Here is a 14610-nt window from a genome sequence, read left to right as displayed (position 1 = left end):
ACCTTGTATCTAAACTCTTAATTTTTTCCAACTCTTTTTCTTAAGTTCATCAACCTACCCCCTACTCCCTATTCTCTACTCTCTACTAATTAGCAAGCACAATCTAAGTTGGTGTCAGCCGACGATACAATTACAGGTTGTTGATATAAAGGTACTGTGAAGGTGACGGTAGAGCCAAGTCCTTCACCCAAGCTGTAAAAATGTACTTCACCACCCATAGCTTCAATGAGTTTTTGAGATATTGCTAACCCCAAGCCAGTACCACCGTATTGACGAGTGCGGGAACCATCAACTTGAGAGAATAGTTGAAAGAGTTTGTCTTGTTTGTCTAGCGAAACACCAATCCCGGTGTCAGCGACTCTAACTCTAACCATCCCTGGGAGTTGTTGTTCTTGGAATTTGATTTTTTTCTGGACTATATCGGCGGTGATGGTGATGCCGCCTTCATGAGTAAACTTGATGGCATTGTTGACCAAGTTGAGCATCACTTGGAGTAGCCGTTGATAATTGCCTTGAACGATAATTTCATCACTTGTTGAAGGTCTTTGCATCCGGAAGCTGAGGTTTTTCATTTCTGCTTGGGGACGCATAAAACTTTCTACACCACAAAATAGCTCGTCTAAATTGACGGGAACGCAATCTAGTTCCATTTTGCCTGCTTCGATTTTGGCAATGTCCAAAATATCATTGATGATGTTGAGCAGGTGGATGGATGATTGATGCGCTTCTAAAAGAAACTGATGTTGTTCTTCCGGATCATCTGCCATCCCTTCTAGAATCAGCTTCAAAAAGCCTATCATGCCGTTGAGGGGGGTGCGAATTTCGTGGGAAACGTTAGCCAAAAATTCGCTTTTGAGGCGGGAGGCTTCTTCGGCTTTTTGACGCGCTGCTTCTAATTCTTTATAGAGGGTAGCATGAGCGATCGCCGTTCCTAATTGATCTGCTACTTCTGCTGCTAATTCTAGCTCTGCATTTGTTAACGGGTAACATTCATCTCGCAGACTTACTGCTATTAAGCCATTTGCTTGGTCTTGATAACAGGTGGCGACTATCAAAACTTTTTGCTGGGGACATAGCGCATATCCCGGTACTTCCATCACCACCGGCTCAAGGGTTGCTAAAGCTTGAGCAAAAGCAGGCTCAGAAGTTACATCTATTTCTAAGCCCAGCATCGAAGAGCGATCTGGCTGATGATACTCTGCTATTACCCGGACTTTTGAGCTAAAGGGCTGATAAGGACAAATAATACAGCGTTCTAGCCCTAGGGCTTTTCCCAAACTATCTACTGTTTGTTGCCAAATTACGTCTAAATCTAAGGTTCGCCGAATGTTCCTGGTAATTTTATTTACCAATTTTTGATGTTGTTGCGATCGCAAAGCCAACTCGATTGGTTTTGGTACTGTTGATGCCGTACTTGCTGCTCCTTTTTGGACTGTTGCTTGCAATAACCGTCCCATAACTAAAACTGTGTTAGCAGTATTTCCCAATGACGGCATCATTGGCGTAATTACTAATTCCAACTCACACAACTCTTGGTGGCAGCGAAACCAACATGGAAACTTTTCTGGAACCAAACTTTCTAAAATTCGGTGTACCTTTTCTAAATAGGCTACCTTATCTACGGGAGCAAAAGTTTCTTCCTCATGGTCGCCATTGACTACTTGCTCAGGGTTTAAGCCTAGGAGTTCGCTATGCTGCCAATAAAATGTCAGGTAGCGTCCTGTCCCATCTTGCGTGTATACCAACTCTGAACTGAGAGTTGGTAACGAGCCATTAGCCTGATTAGCTGTGTTTTCCTGATTTTGAGAAAATAAGTTTGGCAATTGGGAGTTGGCAGTAATAGTCATTTAATCGAGTTGGGTAGACAAATGGCAACTCAATAAAGTTTTGCTCAAGCTGCTAAGAGCTTCTGCATACTTACATTGGGTGTTTTAGCTGTTCTGAAAAGGCGGATTGACAAACTAGAAATTTGTTTTTTTCTCTAAGAGAAGCTGTTTTGTGGATGTTAATCATTCCATTCACCCCTCGGCGGCACAGGTGTACGATAAGGAGTCCGAGTTAATTCATCATCTCGAGAAAATTCGCCCCGCAACCATTGACGAATTGCTACCTCAATGACTTTGCTGGGGTCATTGGTGAGATGTTGAATTTGCTCTAGTAACTCGGAATCTAGCCGGACAGCGATTTCTACCTTATCGGTTTGTCTTTGTTCCGCGTCGGTAGCTTTCTCTTTCATATTCATAGGTTTTATACTCTGAGATTGTTTTGTCTAAAGCTTTGTAAAGTATTTCTACTCACTTTCGGGTTCGTTTACTGACAAATCTTCAAGGTATGCTTACATAGTTCCCCGAAATCTTACCAAAAGTAACAACATAATGTTTTAAGTGGCAACATTCATAGAAATGGCTAGACAACGCTTTAGAAATTTTGTCAGTAAATCAGTAGATTTGAGCATTTACAGAGTGTAACTGCCCACGACATCTACACTATGTACTTATATATTCATTGTAAGCTGCTGATTGATCAATACTTGTAAGGAAAAATAGACTTAATTATTAGTCAATAGTCATTGGCCATTTGTCATTGTCCCTTCCCTGTACTTCTATACCCTACTTCACACTTCATACTTCACACTTCACACTTCATAGCAGCGTCTTGGCTAAGAAAGCATTAAAATACATTAAGTAAATCGCTCTTTATAACCTTGGTTGCTGCTTCAGCAAAGATAGTATATGACTGACGTTCCCGCAGTTCGCATTCGCAATTTTTGTATTATTGCTCACATTGATCACGGGAAATCAACCCTAGCCGATCGCCTGTTGCAAGCTACCGGCACTGTTGATGAACGGCAGATGAAGGAGCAGTTTCTCGACAATATGGATTTAGAACGGGAGCGCGGCATTACAATTAAGCTGCAAGCTGCCCGGATGAATTACACTGCTAAAGATGGTCAGCAGTATGTATTAAATTTAATCGATACTCCCGGACACGTAGACTTTTCTTATGAGGTGTCGCGTAGTTTAGCGGCTTGTGAAGGGGCATTGTTGGTTGTAGACGCGTCACAAGGTGTAGAAGCACAAACTTTGGCGAATGTCTACTTGGCATTAGAGCATAATTTGGAAATTATTCCAGTTTTGAATAAAATTGACCTGCCTGGTGCAGAACCAGACCGGGTAATTGGTGAAATTGAAGAAATTATCGGTCTAGATTGCAGTGGGGCAATTTTAGCATCGGCAAAAGAAGGGATTGGGATTGATGAGATTTTAGAGGCGATCGTTGAACGGATTCCGCCCGCACCCGACACAGTAAATGAACGCTTAAGGGCGTTGATTTTTGATAGCTATTACGACTCCTACCGAGGTGTAATTGTCTACTTCCGGGTGATGGATGGGCGCGTGAAAAAAGGCGATCGCGTTTATCTCATGGCTTCTGGCAAAGAGTACGAAATCGACGAGTTGGGTGTCCTTTCTCCCACGCAAAAGCAAGTTGATGAACTGCACGCCGGGGAAGTAGGTTATTTGGCAGCAGCTATCAAGGCCGTAGCTGATGCACGGGTGGGTGATACCATTACTTTATCTAATGCTAAAGCAGAAGAACCTTTACCTGGTTACACCGAAGCTAACCCGATGGTTTTTTGCGGGATGTTCCCCATTGATGCTGACCAATTTGAAGACTTGCGCGAAGCCTTAGAAAAGCTCAGACTGAATGATGCCGCACTGCACTACGAACCAGAAACTTCGAGCGCGATGGGTTTTGGCTTCCGTTGTGGGTTCTTGGGCTTGCTGCACATGGAAATCGTGCAGGAACGCTTAGAACGCGAGTATGACTTGGATTTAATTATTACTGCGCCTTCAGTTGTTTACCGTGTAACTACTGTGAAAGGCGAAGAGTTATATATTGATAATCCTAGCCATTTACCTGCACCCAACGATCGAGAGAAAATCGAAGAACCCTACGTCCAAGTAGAAATGATTACGCCAGAGGGCTACGTCGGTACGCTGATGGAGTTGTCACAAAATCGGCGCGGTGTCTTCAAAGATATGAAATATCTCACCCAAGGGCGCACCACCTTGACCTATGAGATACCTTTAGCAGAAGTTGTCACCGACTTTTTTGACCAGATGAAATCGCGATCGCGCGGTTATGCCAGTATGGAATATCATCTCATCGGCTACCGCGAAAATCCGCTAGTGAAGTTGGATATCATGATTAACGGCGACCCCGTTGATTCCTTAGCGATGATTGTCCACCGTGACAAAGCTTATAATGTCGGGCGGTCAATGGCTGAAAAACTCAAAGAATTGATTCCCCGCCATCAATTTAAAGTGCCAATTCAAGCCGCCATTGGTAGCAAAGTCATCGCCAGCGAACACATCCCCGCCTTACGCAAAGACGTACTCGCCAAGTGTTACGGTGGTGACATCAGCCGGAAGAAGAAACTATTGCAGAAGCAAGCCAAAGGTAAAAAACGGATGAAGGCTGTAGGTACAGTCGATGTACCCCAAGAAGCATTTATGGCAGTCCTGCGTTTAGACCAAAATTAATTAGGCTGTTATTAGCTATATTCTTTTCAGAAATAACCTCAGGAATGTGTAAGAGAGTCTTGGATATTTTCTTTACATTCCTTTTGTTTTTTGAAGTGTTCCGCGCTTGTTCACCAGTCAATTTCTGAGCCGGAGCGTATTACATACTTACCAATTACAAGAGGCGACCAAATTAGCGACAATTTCAACTAATTCCTCTGGGTCAACTGGTTTAGAAACATGAGTCTGAAAACCACATTCTAAGGCATAAACACAACTTTCGCGATCGCCATACGCTGTTAAAGCAATAGCTAACACTCGTCCACCAAAATCTGGTTTGAGTGCGCGGATTTTGCGAATCAAGCTGTAGCCATCTTCCCCAGGCATACTAATATCACTAATTAAGACATCAGGTTGCAATTCAGGTAACACTTTCAACGCTTCTAGGGCTGATGCAACGGCTACAACCGTAGCTCCATCTGCTTCTAATACAGTAGCAATGTAAAAGCGGCTATCATCATCATCCTCAACTACGAGAATGCTTAAGCCAGCCAGTGGAAAATCAGATTGCATAAAAAATATATTTTCTGTGTGTTTTAGGGATACTGATATAAAAATGTCAGATGCCAAAAATAATTGAATATTGCTTTGTTTAGGATGATGCTCTAACGCCTACGGAATAGGGTTTATGTAAAGTCTTCAAATCGTAAAAATTTTTATATAGTTCTAATTTTTTAATGACTATGTATCAGTTTGCTTGGCTGGCACTAATTATATTTTATAGGTAACAAAGACCAATCAGATAATCTAAATTGCAGTTTTTATTACTACATTAATATCAGTAATTATTCCCAAAAATTTTATTTTATTAAGTAAATTATACAACGAACAGTGTGCGGCAAGTAAACTAAATTACACATTATTATAAGTAGTATGTATCCTAAATAATTCAGTAATAAAAATTGTGATATTACTATGAGAATTTTTGGGAACAAACAATAATCACTTGCAGTCAAGGCACACACGCCAAACATGATACCAACTCAGAAATATTAGATTTGGTATTAGCACATATCAATGGAACTCGAAAATTAAATTGCTCATTATCTGCGGAGGAAGTAGATATGAGGCTAGAAGTAAAATTCCTAGTCTTTAATTACTGCTATTAGCCTTCAAGATGATGTCTTATAAGTATTGCTGGTAAAGCAATACAGAGATTTGTCGTGGTAATAAACCGCTATTTGTTACTGCTCGTAAAAGCATTTTGACAAATACTTTGTGGCAATTTTTTGAAAATTAGCCATAGATTTTGTCTGGCAATATTTCGCAAAATTAAGCTGAAAAGTGCGAAATATTGTCCGAAATCTGCAATGGAAAATTTGCTCTAAACAATGTTTCTTTACTCAATTTAGGTGAGTTATGAATAGTCAAAATATCAGGAAAACATCTATCAACTTTGTGAAATCTTTTTTAGCAGGTGCAGTATTAATGACAGCTTCTGTTGGCCCTGCTTTTGCTAGTGACAAAGTTGAAATTATGGGTGCAGAATATGGTGGGAACGGTTGCCCTGATGGCTCTGCTAGTGTGAGCGTGAGTCCTGATGGTCAAGAATTAAGTATTCTCTTTGATCAGTTTATTGCTGTAGGAAATAAATCATCAGAAAGGCGTAAAAGTTGTAACTTGAGCATTCCTATTAAAGTGCCTCAAGGATTCCAAATTTCTCTCTACGATGCTGATTACCGTGGCTATGTTGCTCCTAGTACTACTGGCAGACTAAGAGCAGAATACTTTTTTGCAGGTCAACGTGGCCCAGTTTTTTCTCGGACATTTCGTGGCGAAACTGACTACAACGTTCGAGATCAACTAGTGACTGTTGCTGATGTTTGGTCACGCTGTGGCGACAGTGTAAATATGCGTGTGAATGCAGCTATGACTGCTAATGGAGGAGGTATGGCAACGGTTGATTCTTTTGACCTAGCTCATCGCGGGTTGGTGTATCACGTCAAATATCGTCAGTGTCGTTAGATAGCTTAAAAACGAGGAGTTAATCAACCTTGAACTTGAATAGTGCTGGTGAAAAGTGCGATCGCATTCTTAGCCAACACTATTCAAACAAGAGATTGCTTTTCTCTCACTACCCGTATTTGCTCTATTTCCTAAGTATGATTAGCCTCTCCCTCATCAGCATGATGAAAGACTTCAGAAAGTTAATCACTTTAAAAGAGTGATTTTTTCTAGAAAGTTCTTCATCAAGAGGTCTAACCATGACACAGAAAAATAAAATTCGTTACGCAGTTGTTGGTTTAGGGTGGTTTGCTCAAGAAGCCGCCTTACCTGCATTTGCTAATACCGAAAATTCTGAATTAGTTGCTTTGGTTTCTGATGACCCAAAAAAACTGGAAGAACTGAGCAAAAAGTACAAAATTCAACATAAGTATTCTTATGAGGAATATGAAGATTGTTTGACAAGTGGAGAAATTGATGCAGTATATATTGCATTACCCAATCACTTACATTGTGAATACACTGTCAGAGCGGCAAATCAGGCTATTCATGTGCTGTGTGAAAAGCCAATGGCTGTAACCGAGCAAGAGTGCGAGGAAATGATGAAGGCGGCAAAAGATAACGATGTCAAACTGATGATTGCTTATCGATTGCATCTAGAACCAGCTAACTTGCAAGCTGTAGAAATTGTGCGATCGCAGCAAATTGGTGAACCACGGATTTTTAACTCTGTGTTCTCGCAACAAGTAGTAGACGAAGGCAATATTCGTTTGCGAGATGTCACTGGTGGCGGCACAATCTACGATATCGGTATTTATTGCATTAATGCTGTACGCTATCTATTTCAAGATGAACCAACTGAAGTGTTTGCTGTCGCGGCCAATAAAGGAGAACAACGCTTCAGCGAAGTCGAAGAAATGAGCAGCGTGATTATGCTCTTTCCCAACGAAAAACTAGCAACATTTACCTGTAGCTTTGGAGCCGCAAAAGTTTCTACTTATCAAGTTGTAGGAACTAAAGGCGACTTGCGATTAGAATCTGCCTATACATGGCATGGAGAAATCAAACACTACTTAACTATTAATGGAGAAACCCAAGAGCGTAACTTTGAAAAACACGATCAGCTAGCAGCTGAATTCACCTATTTCTCAGATTGTATTCTCCAAAATCAAGACCCAGAGCCATCTGGAACAGAAGGATTAAACGATGTTCGGATTATTCAAGCACTCTACAAATCCATTGAAACAGGTCAACCTGTAAAAGTAGAAACCCTCGAACGTTCTCAACATCCTACCTCAGCACAAACTATCAAACGTCCTGACAATCAAGGAAAGCCAGACTTAATTCATGCAGCTTCACCCTCCGGTGATTCTTAAAGCAGCTTGAGATTTTGGATTCTGGAAAGAGAAAGACAAAACTCTTTCTCTCCCTCTTCATAAGCTCCCTGCTTATGGCAACTTAGATGTGTGCGGAAAATTTAGTAGACGCATGTGCATAAGCAGGTAATAGTAAGCAGTAAACATAGCTGCTGAAAAAATTTGTCCACCCCAGCCATTATGCCAAAAATCAAATGAGCTTCCATCCCAATACGCAACAGCAATTGCCAGTAATGCAATCCGAGCCGTGTTGAAAGTGAAAGCTAAAACGCATCCTAAAAAGCATATTTTGATGATATGTAAACTCTTAAGTCTGTAAGCAATACCTATTAACAGACTAGTCATCAACATTAATACTATCAAATCAAATCCATTACAGCCCCATCCAACTTCTATACTACCTGTAGGCAATTTCACCAATGTTCCATCTAAATTGCTCGGATACCCTATCATCTGAAGTGTTAAATTTGCACTCCAAGCTTGGATGTAATCCATTGTTCTTTCAGGAGTTAAGGCTCGCCATAAATATGTGGGTAAAAGATATATCCCAGGATAGATACTTAAAAGTATCAAAACAATTGTTCGTTTATAGTATTTAAAAAATGTTATTCCCCAAGTACTAAGAATAATACCTACTAAAATTACCAACCAAACTAATGCCTGAGACCACCCTTTGTGAAGACTAAGAGGAAAAAGACCAACTCCAAATAAAATTAAACTATGCCCTAGCCGTCGTTGCATAGTTCCTGGATTGAAATGAGTAAGTTTATTTTTCTTTTGCCATAGCTCCTGTAGTGCCAGGTAAGCCGCAGTAGCAGTCAACAAAGGGAACGTCATCCCACTTATTGAGAACAGTATCAGTGTCTTTAACCAAGAAAATAAATAATAGTATAAACCTACAATTAGACCACAAAAAACAATCCGATTGTGCAGGCTTTTATAAAATAAAATTAATATTTTTTTGATAATCAAAATATATCTTTTGTAAAAATTCCAATAAATCATATTTCTGTGTTTATTAGCTATAAATTAAGTAAAAAAACTAATCAATCTACTTTATAATTACCTAAAATTAGCTAAATAAAATTTACTTAAAAGTAAAGCTAGATGTCAGTGAGACAATTATGATTGTTCTCACTGTTGTTATTTTAGAAGTCAACAAATAATTTATTCTAGCTCCATCTGCTTTTGTTCTTGGCGATTTTTGCGTATTAAGCTTAAACCTAAAGCAGCTAACCCTGGAATTAAAATAGGTACAGGCACATCCCTATGATTTCCGTCCTTCGTTCTGTTGCGATTAGCAGTATTGATGACTGGAGGATTATTTGAGTAATTCTCAGAATTATAGCGACCAGAATTATTAGGATTATTATTCCATGTGAACCAGGGTAGAAATCCTAAAAACCATTTAACTTCCAAATTTCTAGATGTCCTGGAATTTGCTTGTGTAGATTGATTTGGGGTATTTTGAGCCTGTGCATAATCTTGAGGAACAAATATAATACTTGTAGCCATAGATGTAGCTACCGCTATGCTTAAACATACGGTTTTCAACTTCATAGATATTATTCTCCTTAAAAATTTCTATTTTTTATTGGATAAGTATTACTACAACTTAGGTACTAATTTTTCCTGAAAGTTTAATATTTGTTCATCTGTCTATAGTTGTATACAACATAGTAAATTCCTCATTCTATAGATAGAATATTTGTTTTTTTGCTAGATATTTTTAATCAAAAATATAATTAGCAAAATATTTGTATGCTAATGAACAGCTATTAACAAAACACGGAGAAATTATGTTTGAGTATTTAAGCGGATACAAACATAAATGTATATCTCTTAAGAGAAAATTATGTATTACAACAATTGCAAATCAAAGCTATGCTTGTATCAGCATAATTGTCCAAGCAGCTAATAGCTGAAACGAATGACTGGGTTGAAATAATAAAAATGTTTTACTCAAAAAAAGCATTCTCAGTAAAGGGACATAAATAATTGTCTATAAGACAAGGCAGGAGAAAAAAGTCATCAAATAAGAGTTTTTTAGCTATTTTGTCCAAAAATTGTCTAATTAAGTTTATTTGTGTCTTTTTACTGATTTTGAATTGGATAAAGTTCCGCAGTAGCAAAACTGATTTTCTCAGTCGCTATTAATATTGAGTTTAACAAATCAATACGGTGCCAACCATATTTTTTTCTCTTATCTATCTAAAAAATCAGATTTAGTAACAAAATTATATTTCTTTACTAGATTAGAGATAAGAACTAATTTAGCAATAAATTTATGTTATGTGTATGTTTAGAGTTATGACTAAAGTCATGTTTAGATTAGTGACTTTAGCCAGATATTTTTTTTAAAATATGAGCTTTAATAATAATGTAAGCAACTAAATGGGCTATAAGAGCTATTGCTACTAAATGTGGGAGTTTAGTAGAAAAGATGACTCTAGGGAAAGTTAATACTTTCCCTATTTTTATATAATAGTAAATAGATATATCAATATTATTTGATTTATAAATTACTCAAAGAGTAAGAAGGTAGGTAGTAAATTTGTTAACTTTTTATTTAGTACGGCTAGATACAAGAAGTAAACTTTTGAAATCCCTAAAAATAAAGTAATTAATAACTATTCAAACGTGAATTTAGCCAAAATAAACTTTATTTATAAATTTTGATAGAATTACTTGGTTTAATACAACTATTTTTTAAGTAATAAATAAAAAATGAGCTAATTATCTATTATAACAGGATTTTAATATTATTAACTACTGAAATATAGAAAATATTCAGGGATGATAAGCAAGAGATTTGAATGTAACTCTTGCCTAGACTGCTATATAATATAGAAAGATAGTAGGCTATCTATGCTAAACCAAAATCCGTAAAAGTTAGCAGATAAACAGTTATCCTAGTAATTAAACCTTCAAAGTTAGGATAAAAATGTGGGTTTTCTCTAATTAGATAAGGATATTAAAAGTCAAAATTTTTCGTAATAAAGGAATGTTGACAAAGTTGGCAACTAATAAAGAAAAAATATTAGTGGTAGACGACGAACCCAGCATTCGTCAGATATTAAAAACGCGCCTATCTATGATTGGCTATGACGTAATTTCAGCTAGTAATGGAGAAGAAGCTTTAGAAGCTTTTCGAGCTTACGATCCTGATTTAATAGTTTTGGATGTCATGCTACCAAGGCTAGATGGCTATGAAGTATGTCAAGAGTTACGTAAAGAGTCTGATGTCCCAATTATTATGCTAACAGCCTTGGGAGATATATGCGATCGCATTACTGGCTTAGAAATTGGTGCTGATGACTATGTAGTTAAACCATTTTCACCTAAAGAGTTAGAATCACGCATAGCCAGAGTATTAAAACGACTCAAGAAAACTAGAGCCAGTAACGCTTCTAGTCCAGGAATAATACATCTGGGCAAAATCATCATTGATACGAACAAGCGACAAGTCTACAAAGATAACGAGCGCCTTCGGTTGACGGGTGTAGAATTTAGCTTATTAGAATGGCTAGTTAGCCATTCTGGAGAAGTTTTTTCTCGGAGTGAGATTTTGCAGCAGGTGTGGGGCTACACTTCAGAAGATCGTGTAGATACAAGAGTAGTAGATGTGCATATCTATCGCTTACGCGCCAAATTAGAAGACGACCCAAACAACCCCAAACTGCTTTTGACAGCTAGAGGTAGCGGTTATCTTTTTCAACCATTTATGGAATCAAGACACAAGCAATAATCATTAAGCATTGCTCAAATAACATACAGGTAAATAATTCTAGAGATATAGCTCAACTTGCTGATAAAGCTTAATTTTTTAAGTTCTAATCAATCTTTAGACATTGCCTAAAATAGCCTTTTCAGCAGAGGTATAAAATTCAAATGATTGATAAATTAAAAGCATAACAATTTTAAGTGCTACGTGATGGCACAAGGAGTTTGATATGTTGCCAATGTTGATGCTGTTTGCGAGTTATGCTTTAATCTCTACACTTTTTATCGCTAAAATCGAATAGTCTAGGATATGAATTTATCAGTTGACTAAAATTTTTATTTAGTCGCAGATAAATTAAATTCGGTATTTGTTTTTTGCAAATATAAATTGCCTCTTATAATTTTCATCTATTTTTTCCATGTTGTTCGACCTTCTCTTTCGTTTCTACCTCGGTTTGTTTCACCGAGGTTTTTTATTTGGTCAAATTTTAATTAACACATCAGTTGAGATAAAATAAAGCGTAGATAGCAAGACCTAAGGCACTTACTGTTATCTAAGCAAATAAAATCTCGGTTATTGTACTATTTGCCTGGGAGAGAGTAGTACAAGTAAGTGATATATGATTAAGATGGCAATGTTCAAATTTTTAATTTTCGCTTGACTTTATATCAATTGGCTGATGATGAATAAATCAAAAAATGCCCAAATAGTATTAACACATCAACTAGACAATATTTTTATACATAATTATGGAAACCCAGATTCAACAACAAGAATATAGTAATCCTCATACTGCCGATAACATAATGACAGTTCAAAGTTCAGAGCCAGGTAGTCTAGCGAAAATATCCAAGGCTAATGCTGCACATCCCCAAGCATCAAATAATGGCAGCAAGATTTCTGATTTTTGGCAGCAATTACCAAAAAGGATAGTGGAATTTTGTCGGGAATATCAGCTGCAAGTCATGAGCTTTGCTGTACTAGTAGTAATGTTAGTCGGGCTGAGATTTGTGGTAGCAGTCATAAATACAGTGAACCAACTACCTGTAGTCGCTACATTTTTTGAACTAGTTGGAATTGGTTATGTAAGTTGGTTTGTCTCTCGCTATTTTTTGGCAGAGAATAGTGAGAGGTCTTAACTTTACATGATGACACCAACCTCCGAAAAGTTGAGGTCTGGAAGGATTAAAAATTTAGAGATATGTCAACGCAACTATCGGCACAAATGTTTGCTGCAATTACTGTTGATCGCAGCAAACATAGTACTTTATAAGTATCTGATGCGATCGCCTGTTAGATTAATTTGTTAACTTTTGTTTCGATTTCTCTGCTAAATTTGCCTCAAGTAGCTGGAGTTTTATTTTTTCAATAAATATAAATTTTTATTAAATTAATAGTATTTAAGACGCATAAAAAGAATCTTGCAGTATAACTTATCAGGACTGAAAGCAAGTTAGAAGCAAAAATTAAATCATTCCTGAAAATCCTAATTATCATTAATATTCTTGCTATTTCTGACTTAATCTTTCTTTTCCCTTCAATATAGTAAGGAGATATCTTAAAAATGCAAGGTCTTTTTAAACAAACTGCTATGCTTTCAATGACTGCAATGATCGCATTTTTGTTTACAGGTTGTGGAGAAAGTAAAGTTGCCCAATGCAACAAAATTATTAAAGTTGCTAATCAAGCAGTGAGTCTAAGTCAAGAATTTAGTAAAAACCCCCAACGGGAAAAAGGCTCTAAAGCCTTGACAGAAGTGGCTAGTAAAATAGACACAATTACTAATGAAATGAAAGCATTAGTAATTAAAGATGAAAAATTACAAGGCTTTCAAGGACGCTTTCTCAAACTTTATCAAGATACTAGCAAAGGTTTAAGAGATACCGCAGCAGCTATTGATAAAAAAAATCTCAAAGCTGCCAATGCTTCTTTAGCAACTCTCAGCAAAAGTAGCAGTGACGAAAGTGCAATAGTCTCCGAAATTAATGGTTATTGCTCTGGTAAATAAAGATTTTTGGCGTTGCCTAAATGCGGTATGAAATCATAAAATTCTACTTTTAAAACTCTTGCTCTTTGAGTCTTTGCGCGGCAGTCGCTACCCTGCGGGAACGCTTTCAGCGAACAAGTCGGCAGAGCCGCCCAACGCGCTACCTTGCCTCTGCGTGAGATAAAAATCATCCCATTAATCAGCAACGCCAGATTTTTATGTCAATTGCCAAAAAGAATAAATAAGACCTCAGAAGTCTGTCGCCGGGGGACAGGAAGAAAGGATTAAAAACCAATGGGTTTAGTAAGTATACATCCGTCAAAATCCAGTAACAAAAATGTTATAGCGATTCCCAGTTAAGTGAGGTACAGGTAATATTTTGAAACGCAGAGGGTCGCAGAGTTAAGCGCAGAGGTACGCAGAGATTTGTACTTCAGCAGACTAGGAAACGCTATAGAAGACTTAATCTCTTTTTTCAGGGTAACAATAGACCAATCATTTTAAATTACTCTTAAATTCTGACTTCTGACTTCTGGGTGCTGAATCCTTACTGGATCTATATTCAGGATTTTCGTGAAATGGTATCACCACGCAGTTGTCTCCCCGTTGTGGCAACTGGCGTGGAAAAATCGCCCACGCCAGTATTCTCCTCTACGTGAAATCATCCCGCATACAACACAGATTGGATGCTATCTCAGTACTCAGCACTTTGCTATACCTACAACAGTGGTAATTTGCGCTTCAAGACCACTCACACAACATAAAACTACTCTGTTATTATAAATATTTTACTATGATAACCATAGAAATTATCAATAGATTTGATTGTTAATTATCTCCAAAAATAGTATTTACTATAATTTGATGCGGCAAAAATGATAAAAACTTATGTTTTGATTAGCTAAATAAGCAAAACTAATTATTTAATTTGAAATTTAAAGTTAGTAAGATTAGCTTGCTAAAACTGCTTTAAATTAATTGTTCAATAGCGTTAAA

Annotated in this window: 11 protein-coding genes; 6 read left to right on the top strand and 5 right to left on the bottom strand. The window is 37.4% G+C overall.

What is annotated here, in order from left to right; translation table 11 throughout:
- Positions 1-89 precede the first annotated feature (89 nt).
- Positions 90-1847, bottom strand: coding sequence for an ATP-binding protein (locus tag H6G69_RS04435; RefSeq protein WP_190682212.1), 1758 nt, complete (start codon positions 1845-1847; stop codon positions 90-92).
- 158 nt (positions 1848-2005) lie between these two features.
- Complete coding sequence (locus H6G69_RS04430) at positions 2006-2242, bottom strand: hypothetical protein (protein ID WP_190682209.1); 237 nt, start codon at positions 2240-2242, stop codon at positions 2006-2008.
- A gap of 490 nt (positions 2243-2732) precedes the next feature.
- Here H6G69_RS04430 and lepA point away from each other — a divergent pair, with 490 nt between their 5' ends.
- A complete protein-coding gene (gene lepA, locus H6G69_RS04425) occupies positions 2733-4544 on the top strand; it encodes a translation elongation factor 4 (protein ID WP_190682206.1) in 1812 nt (603 codons plus the stop codon).
- 147 nt (positions 4545-4691) lie between these two features.
- Here lepA and H6G69_RS04420 read toward each other — a convergent pair whose 3' ends face one another.
- Positions 4692-5096 carry a response regulator gene (locus H6G69_RS04420; RefSeq protein ID WP_190682203.1) on the bottom strand — a complete coding sequence of 135 codons (405 nt, stop codon included), beginning with the start codon at positions 5094-5096 and terminating at the stop codon, positions 4692-4694.
- A gap of 846 nt (positions 5097-5942) precedes the next feature.
- On the opposite strand from H6G69_RS04420, the gene H6G69_RS04415 reads away from it, so the two are divergent.
- Together H6G69_RS04415 and H6G69_RS04410 are read left to right on the top strand one after the other, a co-directional pair.
- Positions 5943-6548 (top strand): DUF4360 domain-containing protein, encoded by a 606-nt coding sequence (locus tag H6G69_RS04415; protein WP_190682200.1) that lies wholly within the window; start codon positions 5943-5945, stop codon positions 6546-6548.
- Positions 6549-6787: 239 nt separating this feature from the next.
- Positions 6788-7903: a Gfo/Idh/MocA family protein gene (locus H6G69_RS04410; protein WP_190682197.1), complete on the top strand. Its 1116-nt coding sequence runs from the start codon at positions 6788-6790 to the stop codon at positions 7901-7903.
- Positions 7904-7975: 72 nt separating this feature from the next.
- Here the strand turns inward: H6G69_RS04410 and crtC are convergent, their stop codons facing one another.
- Both crtC and H6G69_RS04400 read right to left on the bottom strand, forming a co-directional pair.
- Positions 7976-8908, bottom strand: a complete 933-nt coding sequence (gene crtC / locus H6G69_RS04405) for a cyanoexosortase C (RefSeq protein WP_190682193.1) — start codon at positions 8906-8908, stop codon at positions 7976-7978.
- 162 nt (positions 8909-9070) lie between these two features.
- Positions 9071-9418 carry a hypothetical protein gene (locus H6G69_RS04400; protein ID WP_190682190.1) on the bottom strand — a complete coding sequence of 116 codons (348 nt, stop codon included), beginning with the start codon at positions 9416-9418 and terminating at the stop codon, positions 9071-9073.
- 1501 nt (positions 9419-10919) lie between these two features.
- Between H6G69_RS04400 and rpaB the strand changes: the two genes are divergently transcribed.
- From rpaB to H6G69_RS04385, 3 genes are all read left to right on the top strand, one after another.
- On the top strand, positions 10920-11651 hold the full coding sequence (gene rpaB / locus H6G69_RS04395; RefSeq protein WP_190682934.1) for a response regulator transcription factor RpaB: 732 nt from the start codon (positions 10920-10922) through the stop codon (positions 11649-11651).
- Positions 11652-12376: 725 nt separating this feature from the next.
- Entirely contained in the window at positions 12377-12766 is a 390-nt protein-coding gene (locus tag H6G69_RS04390; RefSeq protein WP_190682186.1) for a CAAD domain-containing protein, read from the top strand.
- Between the two features lie 425 nt (positions 12767-13191).
- Positions 13192-13635, top strand: coding sequence for a hypothetical protein (locus H6G69_RS04385; RefSeq protein ID WP_190682184.1), 444 nt, complete (start codon positions 13192-13194; stop codon positions 13633-13635).
- The last annotated feature ends 975 nt before the right edge of the window (positions 13636-14610 follow it).

The organism is Nostoc sp. FACHB-110 (assembly GCF_014697425.1).
Taxonomy (GTDB): domain Bacteria; phylum Cyanobacteriota; class Cyanobacteriia; order Cyanobacteriales; family Nostocaceae; genus Nostoc_B.
This window is presented reverse-complemented; position numbering and strand designations above follow the sequence as displayed.

Excerpts from the sequence above, each read along its gene's own strand:
- H6G69_RS04400 (WP_190682190.1), bottom strand. The coding sequence starts at position 9,418 with ATGGCTACAAGTATTATATTTGTTCCTCAAGATTATGCACAGGCTCAA.
- H6G69_RS04385 (WP_190682184.1), top strand. The coding sequence starts at position 13,192 with ATGCAAGGTCTTTTTAAACAAACTGCTATGCTTTCAATGACTGCAATG.
- lepA (WP_190682206.1), top strand. The coding sequence starts at position 2,733 with ATGACTGACGTTCCCGCAGTTCGCATTCGCAATTTTTGTATTATTGCT.
- H6G69_RS04390 (WP_190682186.1), top strand. The coding sequence starts at position 12,377 with ATGGAAACCCAGATTCAACAACAAGAATATAGTAATCCTCATACTGCC.
- H6G69_RS04435 (WP_190682212.1), bottom strand. The coding sequence starts at position 1,847 with ATGACTATTACTGCCAACTCCCAATTGCCAAACTTATTTTCTCAAAAT.
- H6G69_RS04430 (WP_190682209.1), bottom strand. The coding sequence starts at position 2,242 with ATGAATATGAAAGAGAAAGCTACCGACGCGGAACAAAGACAAACCGAT.
- H6G69_RS04415 (WP_190682200.1), top strand. The coding sequence starts at position 5,943 with ATGAATAGTCAAAATATCAGGAAAACATCTATCAACTTTGTGAAATCT.
- H6G69_RS04420 (WP_190682203.1), bottom strand. The coding sequence starts at position 5,096 with ATGCAATCTGATTTTCCACTGGCTGGCTTAAGCATTCTCGTAGTTGAG.
- crtC (WP_190682193.1), bottom strand. The coding sequence starts at position 8,908 with ATGATTTATTGGAATTTTTACAAAAGATATATTTTGATTATCAAAAAA.
- H6G69_RS04410 (WP_190682197.1), top strand. The coding sequence starts at position 6,788 with ATGACACAGAAAAATAAAATTCGTTACGCAGTTGTTGGTTTAGGGTGG.